A 19188-nucleotide genomic window follows, 5' to 3' on the forward strand; every position below is an offset into this window, starting at 1 on the left:
TCTATTTTAATTAGAATATGCCAAGTATTATGAACCATAATTAGCAACCCTGATTGCTTCTGTTTCTTCTGCGGTTTTAAAAACGTCCCAGTCTTTTCCTTGAGTACGTCTGGCTCCTAAAATATTTGCAAATTGCCCGGCCTTAACGGGATCATTATATTTTGCAAAGCCATACGCCAAACCGCCTGCAAATGAGTCGCCACAACCTGTGGTATCAACAACTCTAGACACTTTAATAGATGCTATCCAGTCCTTTTTCAATTGGTCATTTTCCAGCTGAAACAAAATGCAGCCACGAGAATCCATAGTTACATAAAAGTAAGAGACGCCTTTTTTAAGAACGTGCAAAGCCAATTCATCTAAATGTGCAGTAGCATTATCATCGTATATAGAAGGAATTTCGGTATCATACTCGTTTGAAAATGACATACATTGAGATTCCTCAAGATTCATTTTTAAAACATCTATATAGGGTAGCCATTCGTCTTGATCGACCCAGAATTTACGGTGTCTGTGTCCTTTCACATCCATAGCTGTAGTAGCTCCATGGGCATCAAAAATTATGGTAGCTTCGCTATGCTTTTTAATATATTTAAGGGTACTTAAGCTTATCTCAAAATCTGTTATAGGGACAAATACAAACGCTGCAGCATCTAAGTGTTTTTTAATGTGTTTTGGGCGTATGGGATTCATACATGCCAGTTGCTTTTCTTCCCGGTTGTTTTGATCTTTAAAATCTAGTAGGATGACTGTACCACGATCTTTTTTACTGTTTATACCTGCGAGATTAACATTTGAAAATTCTTTAAACTCATTGGCAATTCCATTTATATCTTTCTTGTGAATATTAGACACAGGAATAACCACTCCATTCGTGTCAAGCAATTTAGAAAGAGCAATTACAGGATGTGTTACACACCCGTATCGCATAATTATATCATTCTCGTAAGTGGAGATAGTGTCTCGAGGTATAGGACCTGCAACGACAATTTTTAGAGGGTTTGCCATAAGTATTAATTAATCTTGTAAAGCAAATACTTTTTGAAGTAGGGTCGTAGTACGTGCGGCTGTATTTGTGCGTATATCTTTTTCTTCAACAGCTATCATTGTGTAAACCCCTTTTAACGCTTGATTTGTAACATAATCTGTCAAATCTGGGTTAACATCATTTGTAAGTGGTAGCGCATTGTATTTTGTAATTAAATTACTCCAGATCTTATCTGCACCTACTTTATTAAATGACTGCTCTATGATAGGATTAAACTTAGCATATAAAGCAGCATTTGTTTTATTTTCTAAGTATTGTGTAGCAGAATTATCACTACCCAATAGTATATTTTTTGCATCATTGAAGGTAATCTGTTTTACAGCGTCAACAAAAATGGGTGTTGCGGTACTTACGGCATCTTCCGCAGCACGATTCAAAACTTTAAGACCCTCGTCTGCCAAGCTTCCTAAGCCTACACTTCTAAGAGTATTATCTACTTTTTGCAATTCTTCAGGAAGCAAAATTTTAACCAATGGGTTGCCGTAATATCCATCTTCTTGAGTGAGTTTAGTTACTTGTTTATCTATTCCAAAATCCAGCGCTTGACGCAGTCCACTTGCAATGGTTGTATTATCAACACCTACTTGATTGGGTAAATTATTTACTACAGACTGTAGTTCTGCGCATCCACTTAAGAATAAAACGGCGATAACTGCAATTACTTTTTTCATTAGGTTAAGTTAGGGTTTTCTACTAATATTTTAAAACAAATACATCCCGCTTCAGAAAGCCGGTAATGCATTGTAATGTAACGTTGAATTAGGTAAACAAATATAGTCTTAGGCGAATATTACAGTTTTATTACCATATACTAAGACCTTATGTTCTATGTGTGCTTTAATTGCACGGGCTAAAACAATTTTCTCAAGATCTCTCCCTTTCAGAATAAAATCCTGAACAGAATGCACGTGAGATACGCGGACTATTTCTTGTTCGATGATAGGACCTTCGTCCAGATCTGCTGTAACATAATGACTAGTTGCTCCAATTATTTTAACACCTCTTTCAAATGCCGCGTGATAGGGTTTTGCACCTATGAAAGCAGGTAAAAATGAATGGTGGATGTTGATAATTTGATGTTTAAAATTAGCGACAAAATCATCTGAAATTATCTGCATATATCTGGCTAAAACAATAAGATCAATGTTATGTTCTCGTATGCTTTTTATTTGTTCGGCTTCAGCTTGTTTTTTAGTCTCTTTGGTTACCGGTATATATTTAAACGGGATATCAAATCGTTGTGCAACAATTTCAAGATCTCGGTGATTACTGATGATTAACGGGATTTCTACAGGTAATTCTCCGGAGGCATATCTGCCCAATAGATCATAAAGACAATGATCGTACTTAGACACAAATAATGCGAGTTTGGGTTTGTATAGCGCATCATATAATTGATAGGTCAATTTGTAATCTTCCTGAAATTTAGCTGCAAACTGATTTTCAAATTCAATTATAGAAAACTCTGAGCTTTCAAATTCGCACTCGAGACGCATAAAAAAGACGCTCTCTTGCCTGTCGACGTGTTGATCGAGGTAAACAATATTTCCGCTTAATTGAAGTATATAGTGAGTAATTGTTGTTACTATACCTTTACGATCGGGACAATTAATTAAAAGTGTAATTTTCTGCATAATTCATTAAGCTATCTTAGAGCTAATCTAGAAAAATAAGCATCAAATTATAATATAAATAACACAAAATAAAACGCTTTTTGTTACCATTTATTTAAATTAGTGCCAGTTTAAAAGCCATATATTACGAATGAAACAAATAACACCATATAAGCCTGTCAATAAAGTACGTATTGTAACTGCCGCATCACTTTTTGATGGTCACGATGCAGCTATTAATATTATGCGACGCATCATACAAACTACTGGAGTAGAGGTTATTCATCTTGGTCATGATCGCAGTGTTGAAGAGGTTGTTAATACAGCAATTCAAGAAGATGCTCATGCAATTGCACTTACCTCTTATCAAGGCGGCCATAATGAGTATTTCAAGTACATGTATGACTTGCTTTGCGAAAAAGGAGCAGGACACATAAAGATTTTTGGCGGCGGCGGCGGTGTTATTTTGCCAGAAGAAATTGAGGAGCTTATGAATTACGGGGTTACCCGAATTTATGCTCCAGATGATGGTCGTGAAATGGGGTTACAGGGTATGATTAACGATCTTGTAAAACAATCTGATTATGCTTTAGGTGATGCATTAAGTGATGAGTTTGATCATTTAGCTGCACAAAATGATACTGCAATTGCTCGTGTAATTTCTGCTGCAGAGAATTACCCAGAGGTAGCAAAACCTGTACTAGACAAAATTCACGATAAAAATAAAGATTCTAAAACCCCGGTTTTAGGTATAACAGGAACAGGTGGTTCTGGTAAATCATCACTTGTAGATGAATTAGTACGTCGTTTTTTAATAGACTTTCCTGAAAAAACTATTGGTATTATTTCAGTAGATCCTTCAAAAAGAAAAACCGGTGGTGCTCTGTTAGGTGACCGTATTCGTATGAATGCAATAAATTCTCCACGAGTTTATATGCGATCATTAGCTACCAGACAAAGTAATCTTGCCCTTTCAAAACATGTACAAGAAGCTGTAGAGGTTTTAAAGGCCGCAGCTTATGATCTTATAATTCTTGAAACAAGTGGTATTGGGCAAAGTGATACCGAAATTTTAGACCATAGTTCTATCTCCTTATATGTGATGACGCCAGAATTTGGTGCGGCGACACAGCTAGAAAAGATAGATATGCTTGACTTTGCAGATATAGTGGCTATAAATAAATTTGATAAGCGAGGAGCCTTAGATGCATTACGCGATGTTAAGAAACAATATGTACGTAACCATCAGTTGTGGGAAACAGATCACGATGATCTTCCTGTTTTTGGTACGATTGCTTCGCAGTTCAATGATCCCGGAATGAACCAGCTTTACAAAACGATTATGGATGAGCTGGTAGCTAAAACAGAAACTGAACTTAGAAGTAGTTTTGAAATTACCGATGAGATGTCTGAGAAGATATTTGTCATTCCGCCAGCACGTACGCGCTATCTTTCTGAAATTGCTGAAAATAACAGAGCCTACGATAAAACCGCTATTGAACAGGCAGAAGTTGCTCAGCGACTTTATGGTATTTTTAAAACGATAGATACCGTTACCGGAAAAACTCCTGAGTTAGATAAGTCAGGTTTAATAGTTGATGATAGTCAACACGAAGACAACTTACCAAAATTATTACTTGCCGAATTTGATAAAGTTAAAATGGATCTAGATCCATATAACTGGGAAGTAATTACCGGCTGGGCTGATAAAGTAAATAAATATAAGCAGCCGGTCTATAGTTTTAAGGTGCGTGATAGAGAAATAAAAATAGATACGCATTCAAAATCTTTATCTCATTCTGATATCCCCAAGATAGCTTTACCAAAGTATCAGGCTTGGGGAGATATTCTTACTTGGGTTCTTCAAGAGAATGTGCCTGGAGAATTCCCATATACGGCAGGTTTATATCCCTTTAAACGTACGGGCGAAGATCCTACACGTATGTTTGCCGGTGAGGGAGGTCCAGAACGTACTAATCGTCGTTTTCATTATGTAAGTATGGGTTTACCTGCAAAACGACTTTCTACCGCATTTGATAGTGTAACACTTTATGGTAATGATCCTGATCATAGACCAGATATTTATGGTAAAATAGGAAATGCAGGAGTTTCAATTTGCTGTCTTGATGATGCTAAGAAATTATATTCTGGCTTTGATCTTTCAGACGCTATGACTTCTGTGAGTATGACCATTAATGGTCCTGCTCCCATGTTGCTTGGTTTTTTTATGAATGCTGCCATCGATCAGCGTTGTGAAAAATACATTCGGGAAAATGGTCTTGAAGAAGAGGTTGAAAAGACAATTGCTGATATCTACCAGAAAAACGGATTAGATCGCCCTAAATATCAAGGCGAACTTCCAGAAGGTAATAATGGTTTAGGCCTTATGCTTTTAGGTGTTACTGGAGATCAGGTGCTGCCTGCAACAGTTTATGAACAATTAAAAGCAGAGACTATACAGCAAGTACGCGGAACAGTACAGGCAGATATACTTAAAGAAGATCAAGCACAAAACACGTGTATTTTTTCTACTGAATTTGCATTGCGCTTAATGGGTGATGTCCAAGAATATTTTATTGAGAAAGAGATTCGTAATTTCTATTCGGTTTCAATATCTGGATATCACATTGCAGAAGCCGGTGCAAATCCTATTACTCAATTGGCATTTACATTAGCTAATGGCTTTACGTACGTAGAATATTACCTAAGTAGAGGAATGGACATCAACAAATTTGGTCCCAATCTTTCATTTTTCTTTAGCAATGGCGTAGATCCTGAATATGCGGTAATAGGTCGTGTGGCCCGTAAAATTTGGTCAAAAGCTCTAAAATATAAATACGGAGCGAACCCGCGTGCTCAAATGTTGAAGTACCACATCCAAACATCGGGAAGATCGTTACATGCGCAGGAAATAGACTTCAATGATATACGCACAACACTTCAAGCTTTATATGCGATTTATGATAACTGTAATTCGTTACACACAAATGCATATGATGAGGCAATTACAACTCCCACCGAGGAAAGTGTACGCAGAGCAATGGCAATTCAGCTTATAATTAATAAAGAGTTAGGTTTAACTAAAAATGAGAATCCGATACAAGGAGCTTTTATAATTGAAGAGTTAACAGAGCTCGTTGAAGAGGCCGTTTTACAAGAATTTGATCGTATTACAGAACGGGGTGGTGTCTTAGGTGCTATGGAAACGATGTACCAGCGTAGTAAAATACAAGAGGAAAGTTTGTATTATGAAACTTTAAAGCACAATGGCGAATTCCCTATCATAGGTGTGAATACGTTTTTAAGCAGTAAAGGTTCTCCTACCGTAAAGCCTATGGAGGTGATACGGGCTACTGAAGAAGAAAAACAAGCTCAGATTGCAACCCTCACTAATTTGCATAAAGCTTATGAGAATGATGCAGAGGCTATTTTAAAAACTGTACAGGAAGCGGCAATTCAGAATGAAAATATGTTTGAGCGGTTAATGGAAGCTACAAAAATTTGCTCGCTGGGTCAGATTACAAATGCTCTTTTTGAAGTAGGAGGGCAGTATAGAAGAAATATGTAGAGCTTATCAAATTATCAAGTTATAAAAAACACCTCACAGATTTTAAAACTGTGAGGTGTTTTTTTTTCTGTATTTAATAGAAGTACCGTGTATTTCTAAGTGACACGATTATTAATAATTACAGCTTAGTCTTCAAAATTAAAATCATCAGGATCTATAGAATCATCATCTTCTAAGTCGTTATAATTTACTCCTGGTGGATTAAAAAGTCCCCAGCGATCGATGATATAATTAAAGGGATCAAAAGTCTTTACCCATTCTGCAAATAGAATCCTAAATGCTTCAATCTCGTTACGTAGCAGATCTAAATATTCGGTTTCTCTAAAGCCATACATTTCTAACCCCGTCATATGTGTAGCAAGATCTTGAGCTGATTTTCGAATCAAACAAGCTTTTTCCATCTTGATATCATAGAGGTCGCAGTTAAAAGCACCTGCAATTTTTGAAGGAATAATCGATGCATCCTCTCTAATGTAGAGCGCCTGACTTCTTAAAATTTCCTGATCTGAGCTATCTGTAGCAGCTGTTTCATAAGATGCAGCTATCTCGGCTATACGATTAGAAAGTTTTAAAATTTCTGTAGCTTTTATATAAAGTGCAGAATTTTCATAACTGTTTTGTGAACTAAAATCGTCTTCTAAAGACATAAGCTAATGTTTAGGTCAATCAATTTGTTATTCTGAATAGTAAGCACAAAGTATAAATTATTTAGCACAAAATAATCAGTGCTTAGAGAAATGCTTATAAAGGAAAATATAAAGGAAGAGTTTAAAGTGTCATCATCCACTTGTGCTGAAGCTTTCTAAATTTTCTTACTTCAGAACGTAAAAGTCGCACAAAGTCTTTACCGCTACTTTCTGCACGTTCCAAGCGCTCGCAAGTAGCATATAAACTAGAAGTTAATCGGTCTAAAGATGCTGCGTGTCGTAAACGATCATCTTGAAAAGTTTGACTTTCTGCCTTGATAATTTCTGGAGCCAGCGAGTCTGAATGACGTACGATATCGCCTGTAAAATACACATAAGGATTTTCTGTCCCATTAGATTCTAAGGGAGCGAGATCGTAAACCAAATAATTAGAAATTGAGCGCGAAAGTCGCAGTATTTCAATTGCTTGATTATATAAACGTGTATTTCTAGGTACTGATGACATAGCTTAATTGTGATTCAAATTTAGCAGTATTCACAGATTAATATATATAGATTTTAAAGTTTTAAATTATATTTACTTTAAATATTAAAGAAAATAACTCCTATTTGTTTAAATATGCATATCGATTCAACTAACTGGAAAATTCTTCAAACACTACAGAAAAATGCGCGTATAAGTAATAGTGCTTTGGGTAGAGCTGTAGGAATAACTTCGCCTGCTGTAGCAGAGCGCATACGTAAAATGGAAGATGCGGGGATATTAATAGGTTACAAAGCAGAAATTTCTCATTTTGAATCTGGACATCAATTAAAAGCTATAATCACATTGCGTGCATTTATGGGTAGGTTAAAACCCTTTTTAGAAAAAGTACACGAGTTTAGTGAAGTCTTAAATTGCTATCGCATTACAGGAAATGAAAACATCTTGTTAGAAGTAGTGTTGTTTGATCAATTTCATCTTGAAGAATTCATTGATAAACTTATTACGTATGGAGAAACCAAAACGCACATTGTTCTTTCAACAGTAATTGAAAACGCACCCATACGCACAAGACGAGAAGACCGAATATCTAAAAAACTTAAAGTGTAGTTAGATACCAAATGCTAAAGGCAATAAGTAGTATAATACTTAATATGCTAAATGCATTTAAAAATTTACTTGGCCTATCTTCCAGAGGTACGTTTTTACCATTCATTACGCAGTAATTGGCTATTGCAAAAAAGGGAGCGGTTAAAAATGAAAGTATGGTAGCTATTTCAATGAGTGTTCCCATTTCACTAGTGAGTAAAAATAGAATGCATCCAGTACCTAATATTAGAATCACTAACCATATATTATAGCTTCCTTTAATTGTTCTACCCCAAATTAATTCTACAGTTTTTGACATAACTCGTGGTGATGCATCGAGTGTGGTAAGGGTGGTGCTAAACATAGTCGTAAATGCGGCAATGCCTATGATATAAAACGCCCAGTTGCCAAGACTGCTTGTATAAAGATCTATAAGTTGCTTTGCAAACGAACTACTGCTTGCGCTAAACTGGACTCCTGTGTTATGCATAACCAAAGCTCCTAATGCAATAAAACACGTACCGACAATTATTGTTCCCAGAAAACCGATGTTAAAGTCAAAGATTGCAGATTTTCTAGTAAGCTTTCCTTCTTTAGCTTTTTCTAATGACCATAACGAATGCCAGATTGAGATGTCTAATGGAGCCGGCATCCAGCCCATAAATGCAATAAGAAAGGCAACTCCGGCAGCATCTGTAGGCAATACCTGAATAAAATCTATTGCTTGATGAGGTTCATACCCTGCGATACCAACGGCTATTAATGTACTTATTGTAAGTGTTATTACAATAAACTTCATCAGATTGTCCAGAAAATTGTATTTGCCTAGTAGAAGTAAGGTGGTGCAAAGTATAGTTATAACAACACTCCACGTGGTAAGACTCCAATCTACAGGAAAAACATAACTTGCAATCCCCGCGGTCACTACTGTCACCGCCGTTTGTATGGTAAACATTGTGAGCAGATTTATAATAAAGTAGGCAATTAGTACAGCTTTGTTTAGATTAAAATATCCTTCTAGCAGACTTGTGCCCGTAGCGGCGGCATACCTTGGACCATACTGAAAAAATGGGTATTTAATAATATGAATTAAAACTAGAACCCATACTAGGCCAAAACCATAATCGGCTCCAGATCGTGTAGACTGTACAAGGTGAGAAACACCTATTGCAGCCCCGGCAAATAATAGACCGGGACCTAATTGCTTAAGCAAAGTTTTCATAGAGATTTATGGCGTTTTTTCAATCAAGTCAGAAAGTAAGCGGCGCGCTCTCAATAACTTGACTTTGACATTGCTTAGTGGTTCGTCGAGACTGTTAGCCATTTCTTTATAACTCATCTCTTGAAAGTAGCGTAAATTTATTACTTCTTGATAATGAGGTTTTAATTTTTTAATATGGGCTAATAATTCAGATAGATTTTGTTCGGTAATCAAAGAGTCTTCAGCAGTGGGATTTTTATCTACGACACTATTGAGTTTAAATTCTTTATGAAGTCGCTTTTCGGCTCGGGTTTCCTTACGTAGAAGATCTATGTGAAGATTTTTAGATATGGTAACTAACCACGTGCTAAACTTATATGTATTGTCGTAGGTGCTTAACTGATTGAATGCCTTTGAGAAGGTTTGTATGGTAATTTCTTCAGCTTTAAAATCATCTTGTGTTCTTTTTAGCTGAAAAGAGTAAACCAGATTCCAGTGCGAGTTGAGCAAATAATTATAGGCACTCTGGCTACCTTGTTTTGCTTCACTAATTTTTAGATCTATAATGTTCTGGTCTAGTTCCAACGTCGGGGTTTTACCATAATATTTGAAATAAAGATAAGCATTTGGAGAATTATTAGAAATGGCTCTAAGAACGGTAAATATTTAATAAGATCTGCTTCTCTAAATTTAGCGGCAGCCTTAGATAAAATTATCCAGAAAATAACGGTACGTATTAGAATTAAAACGACTACCGGAGTCAAAAATTGCTGATTAAATAGAACAAAAGGAATCAAAGCAAAAAATAAAAATTGCGTGATGTAAAAGAGCGCTAATTGTATTTGATGTTTTGGTCTGTACATTTTCGCAACATCTGTATGCCTGCGTTTTTGAATAAACCAATCTTTCCATTTTTTTTTAGGTTCAGAATAGGTGAAAGATTCAGGATCTACGCAAATAGAAATATTGGTTGGAGTTGCATTTTCATTTACAAATAAATCATCATCTCCTGCTCGTATGTGAGCGTGGTTGTCAAATCCATTTGAGGATTTAAAAATTTCTTTTGTGTAGGCTAAATTTCGACCTACACCCATATACGCATTATTGTGAACGGCATAACCCATGTATTGCGTAGCAGTTAGCAGAGTCTCGTAGCGTATTATTTTATTCAGTAGCGATTGACCATATTTTTTATAACCACTATACCCCAGCAAAATGTGTTTCTCATCTGTGAGAGTTTGTGTCATTAAAGCTGCCCAGTCTGTACTTATTGGAATACAATCTGCATCGGTTAAGAGTAGTTTTGAATATAAGGATGCATTAATTGCTTGCGTAATTCCTGCTTTTTTGCCGGTTTCAGCATTTAGATTTATGACTTTTAAACGAGAATTCTCAATTGCAAGCTGTTGAAGAATTTCTAACGAATTATCATTAGAATTATCGTTTACAACTATAATCTCAAACAGATTAAGATTTTGAAGACTAATAAGCTGAATGAGATTTTCTAAACGTTGAGATTCATTTTTAGCACAAATAATTATAGACACCCCATCGTGTCTTTCAAAATTCTGAAAGCGAGGCGTAATACTAAATGCAAATTTTGAAAAGTATAAGTAATAAGAACAATTTAATATAACTACACCACTGAAAATTGTTATAAACAGCTCTTCAAATAGAATAGATAGCAAAATTGCGTGTTATGAAGCCTTTGGTGCGCAATCTCCCATTTCTTCGGGCATTTTACCACACATACCACAAGCTTCACCCTCTTTATTTAAAAAAGGATTCTGACTCGCACATGTTCCTGCAAATTTACCATCTTTCTTTGCCCAGATTTTAATTGCAATCCCTGCGAAGGCTAATCCTAAAAGTACAAGAGTTATAAGAAGTAATTTCATAGCTTAAAATTATGCTGCAAAGATACGACCTAGATAAGAGAGACCCAAAGTATTTCGCGAAATCCTAATTAGTTAAATTCACTAACAAGAAGCCTATTTATTTAACTTAAGATTAGTAGATGCTTGATATATTGAATGTTAATTATTAATACATTTGATCTTCACAAACCATTAAAAATTAATTTATGAAATTTAATAAACCTTTTGTATTCGTGTTACTTATGGGCTTTGTAGTTGCTTTTAGCTCTTGCGAAGACAATAAGAAAAAGGAGCAAATACAATTAGAGGAGCAAGAGGCTACTGCTAAAGCAGAAAGTGATGCTAAGGAAGCTGAGATGAAAGAAGCTCAAGCAAACGAAGAGAAAATGAAAGAAGAAGCAAGAACTAATAGTATTGCTGGAAAAGCAATGGCTTCTCGTGATCTTGATACCTTAGTTATTGCACTTAACGCAGCAGGTCTTTCAGATATGTTATTAGCTGAAGGAGATTACACCGTATTTGCACCTACAGATCACGCATTTTCTGAATTAAAAAAAGGAATGCTAGACGATCTTACAAAACCTGAAAACAAAGAAATGTTAGTAGGTGTTTTACAATACCACGTAATTGCAGGTAAAATGAGGTCTGAAGATCTTGGAAAAGCAATTGACGCAGGTAAAGGAAAAGCTGAGTTAACAACTGTAAAAGGAGATAAACTTACTATTATGAGAGATGGAGATCAGATCGTAATAAGAGATGGTAAGGGTAAAAAAGCTCAGATTGTTTTAGGAAATATTGATGCTTCTAATGGAATCATCCACCAAGTCAATAAAGTATTAATGTCGAAATAATAATTTCGCATCTATGAAAAAGCCGCTTAACTTGAGTTAAGCGGCTTTTTTTATTTTACAATATTCACTTCCGGCTCAATATTGATTTTGAATTTTTTATAAACTTCATCTTTGATTTGAAGTGCTAAATCCCACAAATTATCTCCGGTAGCATTCCCATAATTTACCAAAACTAAGGCTTGCTTATCGTGCACGCCCGCATCTTCAATGCGATATCCTTTAAAACCGGCCTGCTCTATCAGCCATCCTGCAGGAACTTTTACTTCTTCATTTGATATAGGGTATACAGGCATGCCAGCATACTTGCTTTGCAGTGAATCATAAAGCTCTTTACGAATTACTGGATTTTTGAAAAAACTTCCGCTATTTCCTAATAGTTTAGGATCTGGTAATTTTGATGATCTAATATGTATTACCGCTTCTGCTATTTCTTTGATCGTAGGGTTTTTTATTTCCTTTTGCTTAAGTACTTCTTGTATAGCCCCATAACCGGTATTGAGATTATGATCTTTTTTACTGAGTTTAAAAGTAACCGATGTGATAACATATAGGTCCTTAGCGTCATTTTTGAAAATAGATTCTCGATAACCGAATTTACAATCTGAATGCGTAAATATTTTGGATTCTAATGAGTTACGGTTAATTGCAGAACACGAATCAAAAACATCTTTAAGCTCAACGCCATAAGCTCCTATATTTTGAACAGGGGAGGTGCCGGTGTTACCAGGAATTAGCGCTAAGTTTTCTACACCGCCATAATTATTATTTACGCAGTGCATAACAAAACTGTGCCAGTTTTCACCAGCAGCTACTTCGAGCCAAATAGAATTATTATCTTCTTTTACAACCTCAATACCCTTAAGATTAATATGAATTACGAGCGCCTCAATGTCATTCTTTATAAGCATATTACTGCCACCTCCTAATACAAATTTACGTTTGGTAGTTGTACTCAGGGCTTCTTTTAGTTCGTCTAGTGTACTTACTGATACAAAAGAACTGGCTTTAGCATCAATGCCAAAAGTGTTGTATTTTTTTAGAGAAACGTCGTGCGCAATATTCATTAATCCTTATACTGTTGTAAAGCTTCTTTTAATAAGGATACAGCTTCGATGAGATCCTCTTTTTTTAATACGTAAGCTATTCTTACTTGATTAATTCCTTCTCCTTCCGTAGAATAAAATCCTGCAGCAGGTGCGACCATTATGGTCTTTTTATTATGCTCAAAAGATTCCAGAAGCCAACGCGCAAAGTCATCAGCATTTTTAACAGGTAATTCTACTATACAGTAGAACGCTCCTTTAGGCTTAGCAACACGTACACCAGGAATAGCTTCCAGACCTTCAACAAGTGTATTTCTGCGATCTACATATTCAGAAATTACTTCGTCAAAATAGGACTGAGGAGTATCTAAGGCAGCTTCACTAGCTATTTGTGCTAGTGTAGGAGGGCTTAATCGTGCCTGAGCAAATTTCATTGCAGTTGCCATCAAATTCTTATTACGACTTACAATGCATCCTATACGTGCTCCACACATAGAAAAACGCTTAGATACAGAGTCTATCATAATGGTATGCTCATCGATGCTACGTTGATTTAATACGGAACGATGTTGAAGACCATCATAAGCAAATTCTCGATATACTTCATCTGCAATTAAAAAGAGATCGTGCTTTTTTACTAATTCTGATAGTTGATCTAATTCTTCTTGGCTGTATAAATAACCGGTGGGATTACCTGGGTTGCAAATAACAATAGCTTTAGTTTTAGCTGTTATTTGTTTTTCAAATTCTGAAATGGGAGGTAATGCAAATCCGCTTTCAAATGAAGAGATCACGGGTTTTACAGTTACTCCAGAAGCTGTAGCAAAACCATTGTAATTTGCATAAAAAGGTTCTGGTATTATTACTTCATCACCCGGATCTGTAACGCTTCCCATAGCAAACATTAAAGCTTCAGACCCACCTGTAGATATAATAATATCTGAAGCAGTTATGTCTATTCCCTGTTTTCCATAATAAGCGGCTAACTTTTCTCGGTAACTTAAAAAACCTGCAGAGTGACTATAAGATAGCACCTCAATGTCTGCATCTTTAACAGCGTTAAGAGCGGCCTGAGGAGTTTTAATATCAGGTTGTCCAATATTTAATTGGTGTATAGAAATCCCTCTAGCTTCTGCAGCTTCTGCAAATGGCACAAGTTTACGTATAGGTGATTCAGGCATTGACTGCCCTTTGTGTGAAATCTTCGGCATAAAAATCCTTTGTTTTTAGATCTGTAAATTTGCAAATTATTAATGAGAAAAAAATTTAAGTGAATTGTTTATAAAATATGGTGTAAAAGTATTAAATTGAGAGTAATTGCTTGTGTTTTATGAGATATGCTCAATTAATATATTTATTTACTGCTTTATTGTCATTAAACTGTGCTTTTGCGCAGGGAAGATTTCTTTTGCCTAAGAATGTATCTAAAGAAAAAATAAAAGTAAAGATTGTAAATAACCTGATCGTTATTCCTGTGCACATAAATGGCGTTGAACTTTCTATGTTATTAGATACGGGTGTACGCTCAACCATTCTGTTTAATGCGAATTCAAATTTAAAGCTTAACAATGAAACAAAAGTGGTTTTAACCGGAGCAGGAGCGGGCGAGGATGCTGAAGCAATTAAATCTACCCACAATATTATAAATATAGGCGCCTCTTCTGCTATTAACCAGACCATTGTTAATTTATCAGACAACGAGCGTAACTTTTCTTCTAGACTAGGTTTTCCTGTTAACGGGATAATTGGTTACGCATTATTTAAAGATTTTATCGTAGAAATAAATTATGCCCGAGAGTATATTAATCTTTATAATAAAGCGAACTATAAAAGACGCAATTGCCGGTCTTGCGTTACCATACCTTTAGAGTTTCATAGTAGCAAACCTTATGCATTATTACAAATGCAAATTGGTAAAAATTCGTTTTTAGCAAAGTTGCTCGTAGATACCGGTAGCGGTGATGCGCTCTGGTTATTTGAAGAAAGTCATAAGGGCATAACAATACCAGATAATTCTTTTAAAGATAATCTTGGTTTAGGTTTTAATGGAGAAGTTACTGGTGTACGGTCTAAACTTGACCGACTTGATCTTGGAGATATCTCTTTAGAAAAAGTAAATGTAGCCTACCCCGATTCGAACTCGATTAACTATATAAATAGACTCCATTTCCGAAATGGTAGCTTAGGCTCTGAAGTTTTAAAGCGATTTACAGTTGTGATTGATTATACCTCAAAAAAGATGCTTTTAAAAAAGAATAGGTTTTTTGATGAGCCTTTTAAGTATGATCGCAGTGGCTTAGTTATTCAGCATAATGGTTCTGATATTATAGCAGAATATGACCGTAAAATAATTGAAGAATTTAGTGGTGATCAACAATCTGGAGGTTATGAAAGTGTATTTCTAGCTACAAATACAGTAGAGTTTAAACAATTTAAGTTATCACCTAATTATGAAGTAGCGGCAATTCGCGAAGAATCGCCAGGATCAAAAGCAGGGTTAAGAGTAGGGGATAAATTGATAAAAATAAATGGTAAGAAAGTACGGAACTTAAAATTACAGGATATCACACGTTATTTTTATCGTGATGAAGGAGAGGTTTTAAAATTAGAAATTCTAAGAGGAGGTATTGCGTATGATTATAAATTCGCCTTAAAGAAGATACTTCAAGATTGAGCAAAAAAAAAGCGGTCGCTAAGACCGCTTTTATACTTATATATTTTCTGAATTAATTTACCGCAGGTAAAAGATTCCCTTTTATTTTTAAAGTATAAGGCTCTGCAGATGCATTTGTATACACAGTTATTGTTTTACGTATTGGGCCCGGAGCACGATTTGTATCGTATTTTACTTTAATGACATTGCTTTCTCCAGGAGCAATAGGATCTGTTGGAGGACTTGGTATAGTACAACCACATGTTGAGTATGCTTTAGATATTACCAGAGGAGCATTACCGGTATTCGTAAATTTAAATTCACGTGTGCCGTCTGCGCCATGGGCAACATCACCATAATCAATAACATCTGATTCAAAAGCAATCTCAGCTTTCTTCTCTTTAGCTTCTTCTTGAGCTTGCAAGCCTATTGTCATAAGTCCTACAGCAAGTATTAAAACTAATTTTCTCATAATTCTAAGTGTTAATGAAGTATAAAAATAAACCTATTAAAGAGTTTATGCAAAAAAGTAGCTTTTTTTTAAGAAGCTTACCTCTAGAATAAGGTTATCTAGAGGTAATTGCAATCGCCTAATATCAGTTTTATTTAATTCCTCGGTTCTTTTAAAATACTTACTATAATAAGTACTTTTGCTACTTAAGTCAAAAACTAGACCAAGAATGGCATTAGCTTCAAAATATAGCTCGAAAGATGTTGAACAAAAGTGGTACGACTACTGGTTAAAACATAATTATTTTCACTCAGAGCCTAATGAAAAAGAACCCTATACAATTGTAATCCCGCCTCCTAATGTGACAGGTATTCTGCATATGGGACACATGTTAAATAATACCATTCAGGATGTTCTTATAAGACGAGCTCGTCTAAAAGGTTTTAATGCATGCTGGGTGCCGGGTACAGACCACGCGTCTATAGCTACAGAAGCTAAAGTTGTTGCTAAACTTAAAGCCGAAGGTATTAATAAGAGCGATCTTACCAGAGAAGAGTTTTTAAAACACGCCTGGGAATGGACCGATAAATATGGAGGGACAATCCTTGAGCAATTAAAAAAGTTAGGAGCATCATGCGATTGGGAGCGCACACGTTTCACAATGGATGACACAATGTCTGCTAGTGTTATTGAAAGCTTTATTGATCTATATAACAAAGGACTTATTTACCGAGGTCATCGCATGGTTAACTGGGATCCTGAAGCAAAAACAACCTTGTCTGATGAAGAAGTTATTCATGAAGAGCGTCAAGGGCATTTATACTATTTAAACTATAAGTTAGAAGGCAGTGATGAGGTTCTGACTATTGCAACAACACGACCAGAAACCATTTTTGGTGATACCGCAATTTGCATTAACCCTAACGATGAGCGCTTTGCTCACTTGCGCGGTAAGAAAGCTATAGTGCCTATAGCTAATAGAGTAATACCTATTATTGAAGATGAATACGTAGATCTGGAGTTTGGTACAGGTTGTTTAAAAGTCACTCCTGCTCATGATGAAAATGATAAAATGCTGGGAGATAAGCATAATCTGGATGTTATTGATATTTTTCACGATGATGCATCTTTAAATTCTTTCGGAATGCATTACGAAGGAAAAAATCGCTTTGTGGTTCGGGAAGAGATTGTAAAAGAGCTTAAAGATCTTGGTGCTTTAATTAAAATGGAAAGCCATATTAATAAAGTAGGTACATCAGAACGTACAAAAGCAGTTATCGAACCTAAGCTTTCAGATCAATGGTTTTTGAAGATGAAAGACTTGGCTGAGCCTGCAATTAAAGCAGTACTCGAAACTGAAGAAGTGAACCTCTTTCCGAAGAAATTTGACAATACGTACCGTCACTGGATGGAAAATATTAGAGACTGGAATATTTCGCGCCAGTTATGGTGGGGTCAACAAATACCAGCTTTCTACTTTGGCAATGGTAAAGAAGACTTTGTAGTTGCTAGAAATATGGAAGAGGCTTTAGTTTCGGCAAGAGCAAAAACAGGAAATGACAATCTAACGCTTGCAGATTTAAAGCAAGATGAAGATGCGCTTGATACTTGGTTTTCATCTTGGTTGTGGCCCATGAGTGTTTTTGATGGTATTGCGAATCCTGACAATGAAGACTTCAACTATTATTACCCGACAAATGATCTAGTTACAGGGCCAGATATTTTATTCTTCTGGGTAGCACGTATGATAATGGCGGGGTATGAGTATACGGGAAAAAAACCGTTTACTAATGTGTACCTAACCGGTCTAGTGCGCGACGCAGAACGCCGTAAAATGTCTAAATCATTAGGTAATTCACCAGACGCTATGATGCTTATCGATAAGTATGGTGCAGATGGTGTACGTGTAGGTTTATTGTTAAGTGCTTCTGCGGGTAACGATTTACTTTTTGATGAAGATTTATGTCAGCAAGGTAAAGGCTTTATAAATAAAATATGGAATGCTTTTAGACTTATAAAAGGTTGGGAAGTTGATGCTATGATAGCGCAACCTGAAGCTAGTTTAAAGGGGTTGAATTGGTATGCAGAACGTTTTAAAGATGCTGGTGTTGAGATTGAAGATCACTTTAGCAAATACCGTATAAGCGACGCGTTGATGGCTACGTATAAATTGGTCTGGGATGATTTCTGTAGTTGGTTGCTTGAGATTGTAAAACCTGAATATGGTAAGCCGATTGATAAGAAAACTTATGATATGGTGATTAATGCTCTAGAAAACAATCTGCGTATTTTGCATCCGTTTATTCCTTTTGCTTCGGAAGAAATCTGGCAAAATATCACAGAGCGTACTCCAGATGAAGCATTGATAATAAACAATTGGCCAGAAGTTGAGGCTGGAGATAAAGAACTACTAAATGATTTTGATCTGGCGACTCAAATAATAACGGGAATTCGTGCTATACGTAAAGAGAAAAATATTTCATTTAAAGAAGAGCTTGAGCTTTACGTGATGAATACTGAAAGTTTTACAGACCGTTTTAATGGAATAATTAAAAAGTTATGTAATCTATCTACTATTGAGACTACTACAGCTAGTAAAGATGGTGCATTGTCTTTTAGAGTTAAAGCAAATGAATATTTTATTCCTTTAACCGGGGCGATAGATATTGAAGCAGAACTTGCGAAAATTGAGGAAGAATTAAACTATACCCGAGGGTTTATGAATTCGGTAACTAAAAAGTTATCTAATGAACGCTTTGTAAGTGGAGCGCCCGAACAAGTGGTAGCAATAGAACGTCAAAAACAAGCAGACGCACAGTCTAAAATTGATGCGTTAGAAAAGAGACTAGCAGCTTTGAAATAGATTATTCTTTAACGGAGTAATAAAATTTAATCAGGAATATATTGAGCGACCAGCTTAATGTATTCCTTTTTTGCTTCTGTAGCAGTAAGTCCTTTAATTTGAATAAGAGCATTGTACTTAAATGCACTTCTTAAATCATTTTCCTTTAGATTCTCTACAGGAATAAGTTTGCTTTTATGATTGCCTTTTTTGTAATAGGCGTAGAGTAACAACTGAATATCTGGAGGTAAAACAGTCTTTGTGTTACTGGCTCTTTCAGCAGCATTCTGGAAGTCTTCATCCAATTTTTCTTTACTCAAAA

Annotated in this window: 18 protein-coding genes; 5 read left to right on the forward strand and 13 right to left on the reverse strand. The window is 35.7% G+C overall.

The window, feature by feature from the left end; translation table 11 throughout:
• Positions 1–27 precede the first annotated feature (27 nt).
• The 3 genes from ABVM53_RS09295 to purU form a co-directional block, all read right to left on the reverse strand.
• A complete protein-coding gene (locus tag ABVM53_RS09295; protein ID WP_405325430.1) occupies positions 28–1008 on the reverse strand; it encodes a carbohydrate kinase family protein in 981 nt (326 codons plus the stop codon).
• 9 nt (positions 1009–1017) lie between these two features.
• Complete coding sequence (locus ABVM53_RS09300; RefSeq protein WP_371455043.1) at positions 1018–1719, reverse strand: DUF4197 domain-containing protein; 702 nt, start codon at positions 1717–1719, stop codon at positions 1018–1020.
• Between the two features lie 108 nt (positions 1720–1827).
• Positions 1828–2682 (reverse strand): formyltetrahydrofolate deformylase, encoded by an 855-nt coding sequence (gene purU, locus ABVM53_RS09305; protein WP_405325434.1) that lies wholly within the window; start codon positions 2680–2682, stop codon positions 1828–1830.
• Positions 2683–2812: 130 nt separating this feature from the next.
• Here purU and ABVM53_RS09310 point away from each other — a divergent pair, with 130 nt between their 5' ends.
• Positions 2813–6229 carry a methylmalonyl-CoA mutase family protein gene (locus ABVM53_RS09310; RefSeq protein ID WP_405325437.1) on the forward strand — a complete coding sequence of 1139 codons (3417 nt, stop codon included), beginning with the start codon at positions 2813–2815 and terminating at the stop codon, positions 6227–6229.
• Between the two features lie 125 nt (positions 6230–6354).
• Here ABVM53_RS09310 and ABVM53_RS09315 read toward each other — a convergent pair whose 3' ends face one another.
• Both ABVM53_RS09315 and ABVM53_RS09320 read right to left on the reverse strand, forming a co-directional pair.
• Entirely contained in the window at positions 6355–6876 is a 522-nt protein-coding gene (locus ABVM53_RS09315) for a hypothetical protein (protein ID WP_405325440.1), read from the reverse strand.
• A gap of 121 nt (positions 6877–6997) precedes the next feature.
• Positions 6998–7381, reverse strand: a complete 384-nt coding sequence (locus tag ABVM53_RS09320) for a hypothetical protein (RefSeq protein WP_405325443.1) — start codon at positions 7379–7381, stop codon at positions 6998–7000.
• Positions 7382–7495: 114 nt separating this feature from the next.
• Between ABVM53_RS09320 and ABVM53_RS09325 the strand changes: the two genes are divergently transcribed.
• Entirely contained in the window at positions 7496–7969 is a 474-nt protein-coding gene (locus ABVM53_RS09325) for an Lrp/AsnC family transcriptional regulator (protein WP_405325445.1), read from the forward strand.
• On the opposite strand, the gene ABVM53_RS09330 is transcribed toward ABVM53_RS09325, so the two are convergent.
• From ABVM53_RS09330 to ABVM53_RS09345, 4 genes are read right to left on the reverse strand one after another with little or no spacing between them, the layout of a single operon-like run.
• On the reverse strand, positions 7959–9170 hold the full coding sequence (locus ABVM53_RS09330) for an NRAMP family divalent metal transporter (protein ID WP_405325448.1): 1212 nt from the start codon (positions 9168–9170) through the stop codon (positions 7959–7961). The genes ABVM53_RS09325 and ABVM53_RS09330 overlap by 11 nt on opposite strands.
• Before the next feature lie 6 nt (positions 9171–9176).
• A complete protein-coding gene (locus ABVM53_RS09335) occupies positions 9177–9734 on the reverse strand; it encodes an RNA polymerase sigma factor (protein WP_405325451.1) in 558 nt (185 codons plus the stop codon).
• Complete coding sequence (locus ABVM53_RS09340) at positions 9725–10837, reverse strand: glycosyltransferase (protein ID WP_405325454.1); 1113 nt, start codon at positions 10835–10837, stop codon at positions 9725–9727. Before ABVM53_RS09340 ends, ABVM53_RS09335 begins: the two co-directional genes overlap by 10 nt.
• A 9-nt stretch (positions 10838–10846) precedes the next feature.
• Entirely contained in the window at positions 10847–11047 is a 201-nt protein-coding gene (locus tag ABVM53_RS09345) for a membrane or secreted protein (protein ID WP_128756514.1), read from the reverse strand.
• A 185-nt stretch (positions 11048–11232) separates the two neighbouring features.
• Between ABVM53_RS09345 and ABVM53_RS09350 the strand changes: the two genes are divergently transcribed.
• Positions 11233–11877, forward strand: a complete 645-nt coding sequence (locus tag ABVM53_RS09350; protein WP_405325457.1) for a fasciclin domain-containing protein — start codon at positions 11233–11235, stop codon at positions 11875–11877.
• Between the two features lie 50 nt (positions 11878–11927).
• Here the strand turns inward: ABVM53_RS09350 and murB are convergent, their stop codons facing one another.
• Both murB and ABVM53_RS09360 read right to left on the reverse strand, forming a co-directional pair.
• Complete coding sequence (gene murB / locus ABVM53_RS09355) at positions 11928–12941, reverse strand: UDP-N-acetylmuramate dehydrogenase (protein WP_405325460.1); 1014 nt, start codon at positions 12939–12941, stop codon at positions 11928–11930.
• A complete protein-coding gene (locus tag ABVM53_RS09360; protein ID WP_128756516.1) occupies positions 12941–14131 on the reverse strand; it encodes a pyridoxal phosphate-dependent aminotransferase in 1191 nt (396 codons plus the stop codon). The genes murB and ABVM53_RS09360 overlap by 1 nt, the downstream gene beginning before the upstream one ends.
• 119 nt (positions 14132–14250) lie before the next feature.
• Here ABVM53_RS09360 and ABVM53_RS09365 point away from each other — a divergent pair, with 119 nt between their 5' ends.
• Entirely contained in the window at positions 14251–15594 is a 1344-nt protein-coding gene (locus tag ABVM53_RS09365) for a PDZ domain-containing protein (protein ID WP_405325463.1), read from the forward strand.
• Between the two features lie 52 nt (positions 15595–15646).
• Here the strand turns inward: ABVM53_RS09365 and ABVM53_RS09370 are convergent, their stop codons facing one another.
• Positions 15647–16045 (reverse strand): DUF1573 domain-containing protein, encoded by a 399-nt coding sequence (locus ABVM53_RS09370; protein WP_405325466.1) that lies wholly within the window; start codon positions 16043–16045, stop codon positions 15647–15649.
• A gap of 208 nt (positions 16046–16253) precedes the next feature.
• Here ABVM53_RS09370 and ABVM53_RS09375 point away from each other — a divergent pair, with 208 nt between their 5' ends.
• Positions 16254–18887 (forward strand): valine--tRNA ligase, encoded by a 2634-nt coding sequence (locus tag ABVM53_RS09375; protein ID WP_405325470.1) that lies wholly within the window; start codon positions 16254–16256, stop codon positions 18885–18887.
• A gap of 26 nt (positions 18888–18913) precedes the next feature.
• Here the strand turns inward: ABVM53_RS09375 and ABVM53_RS09380 are convergent, their stop codons facing one another.
• Positions 18914–19186, reverse strand: a complete 273-nt coding sequence (locus tag ABVM53_RS09380; protein WP_241652342.1) for an acyl-CoA-binding protein — start codon at positions 19184–19186, stop codon at positions 18914–18916.
• Positions 19187–19188 lie beyond the last annotated feature (2 nt).

It is taken from the genome of Leeuwenhoekiella sp. LLG6367-2.1, from assembly GCF_045055775.1.
In the GTDB taxonomy this organism is placed as follows: domain Bacteria; phylum Bacteroidota; class Bacteroidia; order Flavobacteriales; family Flavobacteriaceae; genus Leeuwenhoekiella; species Leeuwenhoekiella aequorea.